This window comes from Flavobacterium sp. HSC-32F16 (assembly GCF_024171645.1).
In the GTDB taxonomy this organism is placed as follows: Bacteria; Bacteroidota; Bacteroidia; order Flavobacteriales; family Flavobacteriaceae; genus Flavobacterium.
In genome coordinates, this window is record NZ_JALKAC010000005.1 from 34,638 (window position 1) to 49,699 (window position 15,062).

Sequence of the window (15,062 nt, forward strand, 5' to 3'; positions counted from 1 at the left end):
TTGTTAGATTCTTTTTAAAACTATTTTTTCGGTTTCTTTAGCAATCATGGATTTATAATATTCTTTCAGCATATCATATTGATCTGTTGACACAATTGCTTCATTAATTTGATGAGAAACGGACAGCTGTAACATATTTTCGTTTACTGCAATATTGTATTTAAAATTTCCTACGTTTTCTTCCATAGAAAATGCTCCAGGCTGCGGAAGTGATTCAACTGTAAAACCGTCAGGAATTTTAATCGTTATATTATATTTATCCATAAATGGGTAACTAAAATCTACTGGATATTCTCTTACTTCTTGTTTAAAAGGATTGTTTGTGTTGGCGAAAAACAGCATTGGATTTACATAAATTTTATCTCCAATTAAATCGCATAAATTAGAGCCTGTAAACGAGAAAGTTTCAATAGCAGGAAGCAGCAATTCTCTTTCATTCGTTCTGCTGTAATCACTAATTTCAATTTTTCCATTTTCGTTTTCAAGCTTTTCTAAATATGCATCTTCTTTTGCACTTTCAAATTTATTTCTAAAAGCCATTGCATTATATTCTGTACCTTGTCTTCTAACTTTTCCATCAATTTTACCTGTCGGGTCGATCGTATAATTTACAAAAATGTTATCGTTAGAAAGTTTTTCAGGCATTAAATCGACTGCTTCAGAAGTACCGTCTTTACGAATTAAACGCCCTTGCCAGTTTAGCGCTCTTAAAGGCAGAATATTTGGTGTTGAATATTTGTAAGAAGCATCTAATAAAACATTTCCAGAATCTGTTTCGACCGCTGCAATTACATAATTAAATGCAGTTCTATTGGCAAAAAAAGCAATTCCGTTAGAACGTGTGCTCACCAATACAGGGTTTGCATTAAATCCGGCATAACGAAGCATAGAAGTCAGCATTAAATTAATATCGGCAATATTTCCGGTTTTTTCTTTATACGCTTTACGAACTCCATTATCGCACGAATAACCGCTGATTCCGTTCCAGTGTACATTTGCTTTTACAAAATTTAGAATCAGTATTATTTTTTCTTCTGGACTTTTTGCTGCGGCCAAAAGTGATTTTAAATCGTCTTCATAATATCCTGTTTTGTTTAATTCCGGTCCAAAATCGTCGTATTCATAAATTGTTTTTACAACTGAATTCCAATCTGTCGAATAGGGTTTTATAGGTTCATTAGGATATTTAGTCATTGCCAGTTCAAACTGCAGACTTGACATATAATTCGTAACATTATTAACATAAGCCTCATCTTTCAATGCAGGAAAATTTTCGGCTGTATAGGTTGTTTTTGCTTCCTGATATTCTTTCTTAAAAGTAGAATAGGAAGGTTTTCCTGTAACAGCATCTCTTTCTTTTTCATAAACCGTAAAGGATCCCTGAATGAATTCAGATTTCGTTTTTGGAAAAATATATCCTTTTTGTCTCACATTATAAACAAAGTATTCTGGTATATACGTTATATACTCTGAATAATTTACCGGAATTTCTTCCTGAAAATCCCAATCGCGCATAGAACCTATAAGACGGCTCTTAATCATGTATTTATATTCGATTACTGAACCTTCTTTTACATTAGGCATTGTAATTTTTTTATGTCCGTTGTATTTATTTCGGTTTTCTTTAAAAACACCTTCTGTTTTAAGTTTGGTTTTTTCAATCTTTCCGTCGACTAGATTATAAGTTACGGCATCAGAAAAAGTAACCGATTCCTCAACTCCGCCTACGATGTGATACGGCACAATGTAGTTTGCCCAATCATAACCTTCTTTTTTGTAAATTTTAATTCGGTTTTCGACTTCAGTAAAAATTACGAAACCATCATCTTTATCATAAATAAATCTGGATGATCCTTTTTTATACAAAATAGCCGCTGCTGCAGATGAATCTTTTGGGTGTTTTTTTTGTTCCAATTCTGCAATTGATACTTTTCCTAATTTAAATTCCTGCGCCGTGCTTTTTGAAACAGACAGCAGGAAAAATAAAAAAACGAATAATCTGGTAATTTTCATGTTTTTGGGTTTTGGTTAGTTTTTGGTCAATATAATTTTGGTATTATCGTTTCTGGATACCTGCTCAATAAAAAGGCGATATTCATCGTATTCTTTGTTTGAATATTTGCCTTTGTTTACCAATATCGATCTTTTGTAGAGCAGTTTATTATTGTCTTTTTTAATAATCTCGGTTTTGTATTCTCCGAATTTTCCTTTTAGTTCAAAATTCTGAGGCAGAAATTCAATAGAAAAACCAGCAGGAAGGTTGATCTCAATTTCATCTGTATCTAAATAACCACGTTGAATTTCAAATGGATTTTTACGATTTCTAATTCGTATTACATTTTCAGAATTTTGATTGAAAGCATCTACAACAAACATCATTTTGTTTCCTGAAACCGCGCCGTATTCTATTGCACTTAACTGAACATCTTCGACAAAACGAACTTTTTCTTTATCATTTGTAAAGTTTATTTTACCAAGTTTAATATTGTTGATGTTGTTCCAGTATTTTTTATAATGTGCTTCTTTATCTGTTGGCTGCATATTTTCAAGCATCGCTTTTGAGCTGTATTGTGACCCCTCAGAAGTTATGGAAATTGAACCTGTAAAATTTCCATTTTCATCAATAGTGTATGTTCCTTTATCGTGCTGCGAATTGCCTTTATCGTCATAAATAGTAGTTCTAACAATTTTGCCTCCTTCGGGTTTAACTACCAAAACGTCTCTATCATCTGTAAAAGTTCCCTGATATCCAAAGGGATCATCCTGGCTCGTACATTCAAGCCATATATAATTATTTCCATTTGGGATAGCTAGAATCATATGATTTCCCTGCATTGAAACAAAATCTGACTGAATATCAGTTTTATAACGATCTCCATATAAAATGGTGTTGTAAGAAGGAACATCCACAACTTGCAAAAGTGCTCTTGTATAATTAGACAATGCTTTACAATCTCCATATCCCAAACGATCAACATCAGAAGCCAGCATTGGTTTCCATCCTCCAATTCCTATGGCGATATTGACATATCGTGATTTTTTTTGCACGTAATCGTAAATAATCTTTGCTTTTTTTATGGGATCTTTTTCATCTCCAACAAGTGCTTTGATTTTTGCTTTGGTTTCTTCCGGCAAAGTAGTGGTGCCGCTTAAAATCTTTTCTCCATACCATTTCCCAAAGGCTTCCCAGGTTGTAGCTGTTCCGTCAAAACCTTCTAAATGAAATTTTTCTAAACCCATCATTACCTTGGGAAAAAGATCTCCCGCAGACGGACTATAATCTTCTGCTTTTCTAGCCAGAATATTACTTGCAGTATAATTTAGTTTTGTATCGGTATCGATCGTTTTCTTTATATCAAAATCAGAGAATTGAAACTCTTTCTTTTTAAATCCGAGAGTATTTGGAAAAGAAACATTTAAGATGCTTTTCTGTATGCTTACATTATAATTTCCTAAAAAATACCATCGTGGTATAAATGCCGTATTTGAAGTTTCAACTTCACTGTTGTAAGTAATTGTAAAAGGATAGGAAATGGGTGTGTAATCTAAAAAAAGTACACGGTTATCCGAAAAGAGAGTGCTTCCGCTTACTGCACTTTGATCTTTAAAATCTTTCCGTTTTATCTTTTTAATTTCATTTCCAAAAATATCGTAAACAACAGCTTCAATATTTCTTACTCCTACTGACTTATCATAGTACAAATAAGCTTCAATATGTTCAAGTCCTTTTTGATTTAAAACGGTTACAATTCTCTGTATTTTTATATTCATGCTTCGCTGTGAAGCAATTGTAATATCCATTTGGTCTAAACGTACAACTGCATTGGCGTTTTCTTTAAGACTGTCCGCAATTGTAAGTGCCGAATATTCGCTTTTTTGAGCACTAGAAACAATGGTGAATAAGAAGAAAAATAACGCAAAAACAGGACTTTTCATTAGTAGGGAATTTCGTCAAATATATATTATTTTTAGAAATCCTTAACAATTGAAAACATATTTTTTAGTCTCTGTTTTTACTGTCCATAACTATAGTTACGGGGCCGTCATTTAAAAGATTTACTTTCATATCTGCACCAAAAATTCCGGTTTGGACTTTCTTATTAAACTCTTTCTCTAAAGATTTTACAAAGTTCTCATACATCGGAATTGCGAAGTCTGGTTTTGAAGCTTTTATATATGAAGGTCGGTTTCCTTTTTTTGTAGAAGCGTGAAGTGTAAATTGGCTGACTACAATAATTTCGCCGTCGATATCCTGAACCGAGCAGTTCATGACATCATTTTCGTCGCCAAAGATTCTCATTTTTATTATTTTTCCCGCAAGCCAGTCAATATCTTCCTGAGTATCGGCATCTTCAATTCCAACTAAAATCAATAATCCTTTTTTTATATCCGCTGTTTTTTGGCCGTCAACTGTTACTGATGCTTCTGAAACTCTTTGAAGAACTATTCTCATAAAAATTGTGAATTGTGAATTTATATAATGCTTAATTTCTGCTTAGAGAATTGTTTTACTTAAAACATACTCCTTCTTATCTTCTTTTAAAAATTGAAAAAGTTGAATGATTTTCTAAGGGCAAAATTAAAAGACTTTGGTTTTATTATGTTATCGGCCATTATTCACAATTATTTACGTGTTTCATCACTCGCTGCACGATCATCACCATAAATATCAGTACGATAATGTTCTTCATCGCCTTCTAATATTTTAAGATAACTATTATAGCGCGACCATGCGATTTCATCTTTTTCTAAAGCAGCTTTTATGGCACAATGCGGTTCTTCTTTGTGAAGACAATTATTGAACTTACATTGGTCTTTTAGCTTGAAGAATTCCGGAAAATAACCGCTGATTTCTGATGGTTCCATATCGACAATTCCGAAACCTTTTATTCCAGGTGTATCGATAATACGGGCATCAAAAGACAAATCATACATTTCTGCGAAGGTTGTTGTGTGCTGCCCTTGTTTGCTTTGTTCTGAAATAACCGTAGTTTTTAAATGAAGACTTGGTTCCATTGCATTTACCAAAGTAGATTTCCCAACTCCCGAATGTCCGGAAAACATACTTACTTTTCCAATCATCATTTCTTTCAGTTTATCAACTCCTTTATTTTCTGTTGAAGAAATTCTTAGGCATTTATAACCTATTTCCTGATAAACGTGCTGTAAATAAAGCTGATCATCTAAGGTCTGTTCGTTTAAAGTATCGATTTTATTAAAAATCAGGACGGCTTCAATTCCGTAAGCTTCAGCAGTAACTAAAAAACGATCAATGAAACTTGTAGTTGTGGGCGGATTATCTATTGTAATCAGTAAAAAAACCTGATCAATGTTTGAAGCAATAATGTGAATCTGCTTTGATAGGTTAACCGATTTACGAACGATGTAATTTTTTCTTTCGTGAATTTTATGAATTGTTCCCGTTAAAGTATCCGAAGTTTCTTCAAGTTCATAATCGACAATATCGCCTACAGCAATTGGGTTGGTGCTTTTTATACCTTTCATTCTAAACTTCCCTTTCATACGGCATTCAATAAAATCGCCTTTTTCAGATTTTACGGTGTACCAGCTTCCTGTAGATTTATATACGAGTCCTGTCATTCTTTAATTTTAGATTGCGGATTTTAGGTTTAGATTGCTCTTAAAACTAAAAATTTTAAAAGGCAAAATTACGTTTTTAGAATTGAACAACGCAACTTCGCCTTTTAAAATTAAAGACTTACTCTTAAATTGAAACGTTTACCAGATTATTTCGGCTAAAACCTCATTCTCTTTTACTTTTCCTAACTGAATCGTTTTTAATGTTCTGGATGTTTTTCCGGCTTTAGTGGTATAAATTTCAACCATAATTGTAGCCGGACCATTTTCAGTTAATTCAGTTTCTCCAAAATAATTGGTTTTAATTTGATATTTCCCTTTCACCGCGTTTCTAATTAAATATTGCTCAGGACCATAACCTTCTGTAAAATCTTTAGAAAATCTTCCTCCAATTTGTGTTGAAGTGTGGCTGTAATAACATTCTTCATTTGTTGGTTCAATAATATGCAAGTCTAAATCGACATCCATCAAATTCCAGTTCATGATAATTCGAATGTCAATCGGCATTCTCGCAAGATATTTTTTATCTAATTTCTCTATTTTTAGCCCTTTACGTTCAGAAATCAAACGGTTTATATCCATTAAAATAATATCTTCTACACCTTCATACTGCCCGTCCATTTCTCCATAATAATTTACTTCCAAAGCTTTGATCAATTGATCAAAAGCTTCCTGATATTTTCCTGCATCTTCCAGCGCCAAAGCATAGTCTCTTAAGCTCTGTGGTTCGTGAGCTCTCCATTTTGCCACTTGTTTTGCTGTAAAAAGTGCATCTTCATAATCCTTCCATTGTCGTAAAGTATAAGTAAGAGTTTTGTAAAGCTGATGATTTTCTAAGCCTAAATCGGCAATATTGCTGATAACTCTCAATGCTTTTTTAACATCGCCCTGATTGTAGAAAAAATGTGCGGCATCAAAATAAAAACTTGGGTTTCTTTCCTGTGCCTTTCTTAAATCCAAATACAAATCGTATTGTTTTTCTTTTGGTGCTTTAGCTAAAGCTTTTAAGTACAATCTGTCCGGATTCCAGATTTTGTTTTCATTTTTAGAATCAAAACTTAGTGTATCGCTGACAGTATAATTTAAAGATGATTCCGTTTCATCTGTCGATTGAACATTAACTCCTTCGACTTTACCGTTTAATGTTTGCGTCAAATCCGAATTTTTTGAAATACTCTCACTGGTAATCACTTGCGAAGAATAAGAAGCTACAGATTTTTTAACAGTTGCATACTCTACAACTTCCTGCAACTCATCAGCTTTAACCTCTTTATATTTCAAATTATCTTCTGTTATTTCTGATGCTCTTGCCACTACAGGCGCAACAAATTTCACCTCGTCAACTTTAGGTGCAGATGGCGGAGAAGCAGCATTATATACTTTATTGTCTTCCTCAATAACCATTGTTACCGGTGGAGCTGCTCCAACTGGTTCATCAATCGTCAGCACTGCATTAGGATCTCCTTTTATAGTCTCAACTGCACGACTTACACCTCCATCACTACCCATAGCGTTTGGCGGCGGCGGCAGCACTTGTCTTTTGTGTTTATACTTAGATGCAATTTTTTGTCCTTTATACTTAATATTATTTTTCCACCAAATATCTAATCCATTAAAATAACTTTCTATATTGTCCCAATTGCTTTTTTGCTGCGCCAGATTAGTATCATGTTCCTGTTTTTTAATTCTGTCAAATTCTGCACGTAATTCTGTCGGCGGAATAATATCATACAAAATATAATCGCGAATATCTTCCAGAACAATTAACGAAGTGTTTTTAGTAATGATGCCGTATTTCTTTCCCAAAAGTTCAATTTCGTCAGCATTTTTAACATATTTAAAATCAAGATTTGCTATTTTTTTCTGTGCCCAAAGTTTTTCAATATTGACATCATTCGTATTTTGAGCCGAAGCATCAAGCGTAATTTTTCTTTCTAAAACAGCTTCATTATCATATCCGAATAATAACGTAACCTCATTTTTTGGATTTAACGAAATTCCCGAAAAACTAAAATTTCCAGAAACTGAAGTCCCTTCTATTGGAAACAAATCAGTAACAGTCAAATTCTCTTTTATGCCTAAAAATTTCAAGTTGGTATTCGTTAATTTATCTAAAGCTATTTCCGTATTTACTTGATTTAAATTGATAAAATTACCGCCAGTTTGCATTGACGAATAATTTAAAAAAGCAAAATCAGCAGATACAGAAGAAGTAATCGTGTAAATTGGTTTTTTAGTTTTTGGCAGAAGATTTTCACTCAAAGAAGACAATCCATCTGTAAAAAACAAATATTCATCCTGACCCGTAAAGTTCAACTGCGAAAAACGAGTTCCGCCATCGTATTTTGTTTTTTCTAAAACGGCTTTTAAAGCATCCCAATTCCCGTTAGAAACAATATATTCTTGTTGTTTATCAAAAGTATAATTCAAAAAGTACAGCGTAACTTTTGTGTTTTTTATTTTTTGGAAATAGACATCCAGCAAATTCAATTCTTTTTTTAAATCTCTATTCTGGCAGCTCAAAGAATTATCCCAGATTAAACCAATCGAAACTGTTGTTTTCTTAACTGTTTTATTACCGTCAACAAAAGTATTTCCATAAAAATAATGCTGTCCGCCAACATCCTGCATCAAAACACTGGGAACATTTTGCTGTAACGGAATTTTAAGTACTATTTTTTCTGCAGGCTGATAATTTTCTTTTTTGATCGAAGCCTGAAAAGACTGATTCCATTTTGAAAAAGTAATATCGTTTCCTGAATTTTCAGTAACAGTTGGCTCCGTTGAAGTTCCTAAAACCGAAACGTTAATTTCAAACTGATCTAGTTTTTTAGGAAAACGACTCACCAATTGATACGCCAGATTGTCTTTATCAAAAGCCGAAAGCTCTTCTTCATAGCCAATTATTACAGTTCGTTCTCCATTTGGAAGTAACGGATAAATTCTGGTTCTAAAATTATTACCATCCACTTTCTCCAGCAATCCCGGATCAACACGACGATGTTCGATTGCCTCAAAAACTTGTTTTCCTTTGTTTTTATTAACAGGAACTGCTTCACGCATTTTTCCATTGATATCAATAGCATATCTCGAAACCGAAACATTTTCCGGTAACGGAAAAATAAGTTCAGCTTCCATCTGACGGTTTCCCGAATTAAAAAAATGCATTTCGGCAGTAGTATAAGCGATATTTCCCACCACTTTTACATTGACAAAAAGTTTGTTCATTCTCACTTTTTCCGCTTCTTCTCCTTTAACGGTAAGTTCAGGACTTTGTGCGAAAGTTTTTGTTCCAATAAAAAGAAAAAAGAAAAGCAATACATTCAAATTCAATTGAAAAATGCCCGGCTCAGACGAAAACAATTTTAATTTCATGATACGAAAATTAAGGTTTATATTGATATAGAGAACAAAAAACAAGAAATGGTTGGGAAGATAATTATTTTATTTTTATTTGTTTAACAAGCAAAATCTGCGGGTTATTAATTATTCCCACAGATTAGCAGATTTATGATTCTATTTAAAATTAGCGTAAAAAAAATCCCCAAAGCTCGAAAGCAGTGGAGATTTAATATAAAAAAACAATCTATTTTTAAAATCGTGATATAATAAATTCTAACGGCAGTTTAAAAAAAACTTAAATTATCTTATATCACTTATATGCTTTAAGAAAATTATGCGTTGAAAATTTTCTCTTGGTGACCAATACTTTCCTGGTGGATTGCTTTGAACATTCTTAAAACAAATTCTTCAGTAAGACCTTTTTTCTCACCTTCCAAAATCATTTTTCCTAAGATTTCGTTCCAACGGTTGTTTTGAAGAATCGCAACGTTTGCATCTTTTTTCACCTGACCAATTTCGTCAGCCACTTTCATACGTTTTCCTAACAATTCTAATAAGTTAGCATCAAGTACGTCGATGTTAGCTCTAAGTTTTGTCATTTTTGAACTGTACTCATCTGTAGTATCATCTGTTTTTCTGATCGTCAAATCTTTAATGATTTGTTTCAAAGCGTCTGGAGTAACTTGCTGAGCAGCATCAGACCAAGCGTTGTCCGGATCGAAGTGCGTTTCGATAATCATACCATCGTAATTCAAATCTAAAGCCTCTTGTGTTACTTCAAAAATCATTTTACGATCTCCTGTAATGTGAGATGGATCGATGATCAATGGTAAATCAGGGAATTTATTTTGTAATTCGATAGCAATCTGCCATTCTGGAATATTTCTGTATTTTGTTTTTTCGTAAGTAGAAAAACCTCTGTGGATAACTCCTAATTTCTCGATTCCAGCCATATGTAAACGCTCAACTCCACCTAACCATAAAGCTAAATCCGGGTTTACTGGGTTTTTAACCAAAACGATTTTATCTGTTCCTTTTAAAGTATCAGCAATTTCCTGAACTGCGAATGGATTTGCAGTTGTACGGGCACCAACCCATAAAACGTCGATATCATGTTCTAAAGCCAGTTTACAGTGAGCTGCAGTTGCAACTTCAGTACCCATTAATAAACCAGTTTCAGCTTTTGCTTTTTGTAACCATTTTAATCCAATTTCTCCAACACCTTCAAATCCTCCTGGACGCGTTCTTGGTTTCCAGATTCCAGCTCTGAATACACTAACTTTTGAATCTTTTAATTCATGAGCGATTTTTAAAACCTGATCTTCAGTTTCTGCACTACAAGGTCCAGCTATCACAAGTGGGTGATTTAAATTGAAATCTTCTAACCACTTTCTCATTTCTTTTTTATTTTCCATCTTTATTCTAATTTACTTTTTAGTTGTTGTTAATCCGTTTAGTATTTCTTTTATTTTATTTGTGCTTTCCATTTCTTCAAAAATGGCGTTATAATCTTCTTCTTTCAACAAATCCCTAAACCGACTCAGGTTTGAAATATATGCTTCTAATGTTTCCAGAACGTGCTCTTTATTCTGCTTAAAAATCGGCGTCCACATTGCGGGCGAACTTTTTGCTAAACGAACGGTGCTTTCAAATCCACTTCCCGCCATATCAAAAATATCCTGTTCGTCTTTTTCTTTGTTCATTACCGTTTTCCCGAGCATAAACGAGCTAATGTGCGATAAATGCGAAACGTAAGCAATGTGTTTGTCGTGCGAAGTTGGATCCATATATCGAATCCTCATTCCGATTTCGCTGAAAAGCTTTAACGCTTTTTCCTGCAGTTTAAAAGTGGTTTTTTCCACTTCGCAGATAATGTTTGTTTTTCCTTTAAACAAACCTCTTATCGCCGCCGAAGGTCCTGAAAACTCTGTTCCTGCTATTGGATGCGTGGCAATAAAATTTCTTCTTTTCGGATGGCTTGCTACTGCTTCACAAATTGGCTTTTTGGTCGAACCTACTTCAAAAACAATTGTTTTATCTCCAACCGAATCCAGAACTTTAGGCAAAACCGTCAGCGCCACATCTACCGGAACCGAAACGATTACAAAATCAGCTTCAGCCAAATCCTCAAAACTTCCTGCTTCGTCGATAACTCCTAAATCAATGGCTTCCTGCAAATGTTTTTCGTTGCTGTCGATTCCAAAAATGGTCGAATCAGGATGCTGGTCTTTGATGTCCAGCACCATCGAACCGCCTATTAATCCTATTCCTATTACGTATACTTTCATAATCTTTTTTAAATTCCAAGTTTAAAATTCCAAATTCCAACTAGAAAGGCTTCGACTTCGCTCAGCCTGACAATAGTTAAGAAGTCTTGGCTCTTGGTTCTATAATCTTAATACTAAAATCGATCTATCGCTTCCTGTACTTTTTCTTCTTTCACACACAATGAGAATCTAATATATCCTTCGCCGTTGCTTCCAAAAATGGTTCCCGGTGTAATGAAAATATGTTTCTCATATAATATTTCGTCAATGAACTTCTCTGCTGATTCAATTCCTTCCGGCAATTTTGCCCAAACAAAAAGCCCGACTCCTTCTTTATATACTTTACAGTTTAATTTTTCTGCTAGTTTCTCCGTTAATTCTCTACGGCGTCTGTAAATTTTGTTTTGATCTTCAAACCATGATTTATCACATTTTAAAGCGGCAATTGCACCTTTCTGAATTCCGTAAAACATGCCGCTGTCCATATTACTTTTTACTTTTAGGACTGCATCGATAATTTCAGGATTTCCTAAAACCATTCCTACTCTCCATCCGGCCATGTTGAAGGTTTTACTAAGTGAATTCAATTCTAAAGCCACCTCTTTAGCACCTTCAACCTGCAATAAACTCATTGGATTATCATTCAAAACAAAACTGTACGGATTGTCGTTGATCAATAATATGTTGTGTTTTTTAGCAAAAGCAACCAATTTTTCAAATAACGCTAAACTTCCTCTCGCTCCTGTCGGCATGTGCGGATATCCCAGCCACATGATTTTTACTTTCGAAAGATCCAGTTTTTCTAAAGCTTCAAAATCCGGTTCCCAGCCATTTGCTTCTTTCAAATCATAATAAACCGGAACCGCTCCGACCAAATTAGTTACCGAAGTATAAGTTGGATAACCTGGGTTCGGAATCAAAACGTGATCGCCTTCATTTAAAAATGCTAACGAAATGTGCATAATTCCTTCTTTCGAACCCATCAATGGTAAAATCTCATTATTCGGATTCACTTCAACACCAAACTGATCTTTATAAAAATCGGCCATCGCTTGTCTCATTTCCGGTAATCCCTGATAGCTTTGATAACCATGTCCGTTTTCGTCTTGAATTGCTGCAGCGACTGCTTCAATTACTGCTTTTGACGGACTCAAATCAGGGCTTCCGATTCCCATATTGATGATCGATTTTCCTTCAGACATCAACTGACGAACTTCTCTCAATTTTGATGAGAAGTAGTATTCTTCAACTGTGTCTAATCGTTTTGCTGTTGTAATCATTGTTTTTAATTTTTGCTATATGCTTTAAGCTTTAGGCTGTATGCTTTTTCTTTTTTGACTTTAAGACTTTAGGCTTTCCAACTTTAAGACTTACGGTCTGGTATTTTTATATTCTCCTAATACTTTAAAATATTCTGCCATGATATTTAATAACGTTTTGGCTTTTGCAAAATCTTCGTATTTCTCAAATGTCACGTCTACGAAAAATGAATATTTCCAAGGTGTTTCAATTTTTGGAAGCGACTGGATTTTTGTCAAATTCAGTTTGCAGTCACTCATCACATTTAAAACTGCTGCTAAACTTCCTCTTTTGTGATCCAATTCAAATTTGATTGACGCTCTGTTGATTTCGCTTTCCGGCAAAAATGAATTTTGCTTTTTAATGATTACGAAACGTGTCATATTATTTTTAATCGTTTGAATTGAAGATGCAATAATATCTAAATTATACATTTCAGAAGCCGTTACACTTGCAATTGCTGCAATTCCGGTTAACTGTTTTTCCTGAATTCTTCTCGCTGTTTCGGCTGTATCTTTATCCTCAATCAATTTGATATTTGGATATTGTTTCAGGAAATCCATACATTGCAAAAGTGCCATTGGGTGTGAATGAACTTCTTTTATATCTTCAATTTTCTGACCTTTTAAAGCCATTAAATTCTGCTGAATGTTTAAATAATGCTCTCCAATTATGTGTAAATTATTCTTATCAATCAAAGCATAATTCGGTATAATCGGTCCTGCAATAGAATTTTCGATCGCCATAACGGCCTGATCAGATTTTCCGGAAATAAGGCTGTCAATCAATTCTTCAAAAGACAAACATTCATCAATATCCACATTTTCAGAGAAATACTCTTTCACAACCTGATGATGAAAAGATCCTTTAATACCTTGTATTGCAATTTTCGTTGTCATATATTCAAAAAAAAATCCTGATTTTCATCAGGATTGTATATTAGTTTTATTTGTCTTTTATATTTTCAAATAACCATAGCACAATCCTCACTTCTACTAAAGAAGAAATAAAAAGAGTTGCTAAAATAAAAACGGTTATTAGACATTTTGTTTGTGTTTTTCAATAAATTCTCTGCGAATGTATAAATTATTTTTAGTGCACCAAAAAAAAGATTGCATTTTATGAAACAAAAAAGGATTTCTTAACAAATTTGGCAGGTTTTGTATGATAATATAAAAATATGGGCTTAAAATGAGATATTTATAATGAGGTTTTAAAGGTACTGAGGTACTGAGATGCTAAGGCGCTAAGTTTTTTTCGCCACGAATTACACAAATTCCCACAAATCATCATCTCTCAAAATTTAACTTTATGAATTTATGATATAGATAAACAAAATAAAAATTCGTGGAAATTTGTGTAATTCGTGGCAAAATTTCCTCAAAACAACCCCGAAACCGGTTTATTCGAAATTCCAATTTTAGAATAATCGAAATTCATTTTTTCTTTTAATAAAGAAGCGTAGACACTTCTGAAATCAATTTCATATTTTAAATCGCCATTATCTAAGTCGGCTAAATTTGGATTTTTTCCTAAAATAGTTCCTTTATTATTTCCTCCAATAATAAACATTGGAGCTGCAGTTCCGTGATCGGTTCCGCTTCCGTTGTCTTTTACACGTCTTCCGAATTCGGAGAAAACGACAATCGTAACATTTTGCATTAACTGCGCTTCTTTTAAATCAGAATAAAAACTATATAAGGAATCGTTTAAATCCGTCAATTTTCTTTCGTGAATAGAAAGCTGATTGTCGTGCGTATCAAATCCGTTCAGAGACGTATAATATACTTTTGAGTTTAAATTTCCTTTTATCAATCGGGCAATCCATTCCAGGTTTTTTGATAATTCTGTTTTCGGATAACTGATTTCCGTTTTAGACTTCGCCAAAGCTTTCTGAATTTCATCGGAACCTTCGGTAACTGAGTTTGCAATTTTTCGAACAAAATCTAAATGCGGATTTTTAGATAATGTCACATTCTCTTCTTTTGATTTTACTTTAAAACGATCTGGATCTTTTACGGTTATAAAATTCGGTTCAACTCCTTTTAAAGCCAAATTATCAATCGAATCTAAATTGATTCCCGCCGTTGCCTGATGTCCGTTGCATTGCAGATCTAAAAATCTTCCGAGCCAGCCTTCATTTATATATTTATTTGAATCAGTTGCAGTCAGCCAAATTTCCTGACTTCTAAAATGCGAACGAATCGGTTCTGGATAACCTACATTTTGAATTACAGTTAAATCCCCGTTTTGCTGCATTTGGGCAAAATCCTTTAGTGAAGGATGAAATGCCATTCCTTTATTCTTTCCAACAACCAAATCTTTATTTAAAGCAATCTTGGTTCGTAAATCGTAATACAAAGGATCATCATACGGAATAAAAGTATTTAAACCGTCGTTTCCGCCATTCAGCTGTACAAAAACAACACATTGCTCTCCTACAATCAAATTATTTTGAGAACCAAAAGCGTGTAAGAAATCAGGAAGCACAAGTAATCCGCCTGTAAAAGTTCCTGTCAGTGTTAGAAAATTTCTTCTGTTCATGATTACTGCTTT

Annotated in this window: 10 protein-coding genes; all 10 read right to left on the minus strand. The window is 33.8% G+C overall.

Annotated features, from left to right (window positions below):
• Positions 1-3: 3 nt before the first annotated feature.
• The 10 genes from L1276_RS15220 to L1276_RS15265 all read right to left on the minus strand — a co-directional run bounded on the left by L1276_RS15220 (position 4) and on the right by L1276_RS15265 (position 15,050).
• Positions 4-2,013, minus strand: coding sequence for a DUF3857 domain-containing protein (locus L1276_RS15220; protein WP_253789219.1), 2,010 nt, complete (start codon positions 2,011-2,013; stop codon positions 4-6).
• 15 nt (positions 2,014-2,028) lie between these two features.
• A complete protein-coding gene (locus tag L1276_RS15225) occupies positions 2,029-3,936 on the minus strand; it encodes a DUF3857 domain-containing protein (RefSeq protein WP_253789221.1) in 1,908 nt (635 codons plus the stop codon).
• 64 nt (positions 3,937-4,000) lie between these two features.
• Entirely contained in the window at positions 4,001-4,453 is a 453-nt protein-coding gene (dtd, locus tag L1276_RS15230; protein WP_253789223.1) for a D-aminoacyl-tRNA deacylase, read from the minus strand.
• A gap of 170 nt (positions 4,454-4,623) precedes the next feature.
• On the minus strand, positions 4,624-5,601 hold the full coding sequence (rsgA, locus tag L1276_RS15235) for a ribosome small subunit-dependent GTPase A (protein ID WP_253789225.1): 978 nt from the start codon (positions 5,599-5,601) through the stop codon (positions 4,624-4,626).
• Between the two features lie 138 nt (positions 5,602-5,739).
• Positions 5,740-8,973: a VIT domain-containing protein gene (locus L1276_RS15240; protein WP_253789227.1), complete on the minus strand. Its 3,234-nt coding sequence runs from the start codon at positions 8,971-8,973 to the stop codon at positions 5,740-5,742.
• 299 nt (positions 8,974-9,272) lie between these two features.
• Positions 9,273-10,355 carry a bifunctional 3-deoxy-7-phosphoheptulonate synthase/chorismate mutase type II gene (locus tag L1276_RS15245; protein ID WP_253789229.1) on the minus strand — a complete coding sequence of 361 codons (1,083 nt, stop codon included), beginning with the start codon at positions 10,353-10,355 and terminating at the stop codon, positions 9,273-9,275.
• Between the two features lie 12 nt (positions 10,356-10,367).
• Positions 10,368-11,228 (minus strand): prephenate dehydrogenase, encoded by an 861-nt coding sequence (locus tag L1276_RS15250; RefSeq protein ID WP_253789231.1) that lies wholly within the window; start codon positions 11,226-11,228, stop codon positions 10,368-10,370.
• 113 nt (positions 11,229-11,341) lie between these two features.
• A complete protein-coding gene (locus L1276_RS15255; protein ID WP_253789232.1) occupies positions 11,342-12,487 on the minus strand; it encodes a pyridoxal phosphate-dependent aminotransferase in 1,146 nt (381 codons plus the stop codon).
• Positions 12,488-12,577: 90 nt separating this feature from the next.
• Entirely contained in the window at positions 12,578-13,405 is an 828-nt protein-coding gene (locus L1276_RS15260) for a prephenate dehydratase (RefSeq protein ID WP_253789233.1), read from the minus strand.
• Between the two features lie 481 nt (positions 13,406-13,886).
• Positions 13,887-15,050: a DUF1501 domain-containing protein gene (locus tag L1276_RS15265; RefSeq protein WP_253789234.1), complete on the minus strand. Its 1,164-nt coding sequence runs from the start codon at positions 15,048-15,050 to the stop codon at positions 13,887-13,889.
• Positions 15,051-15,062 lie beyond the last annotated feature (12 nt).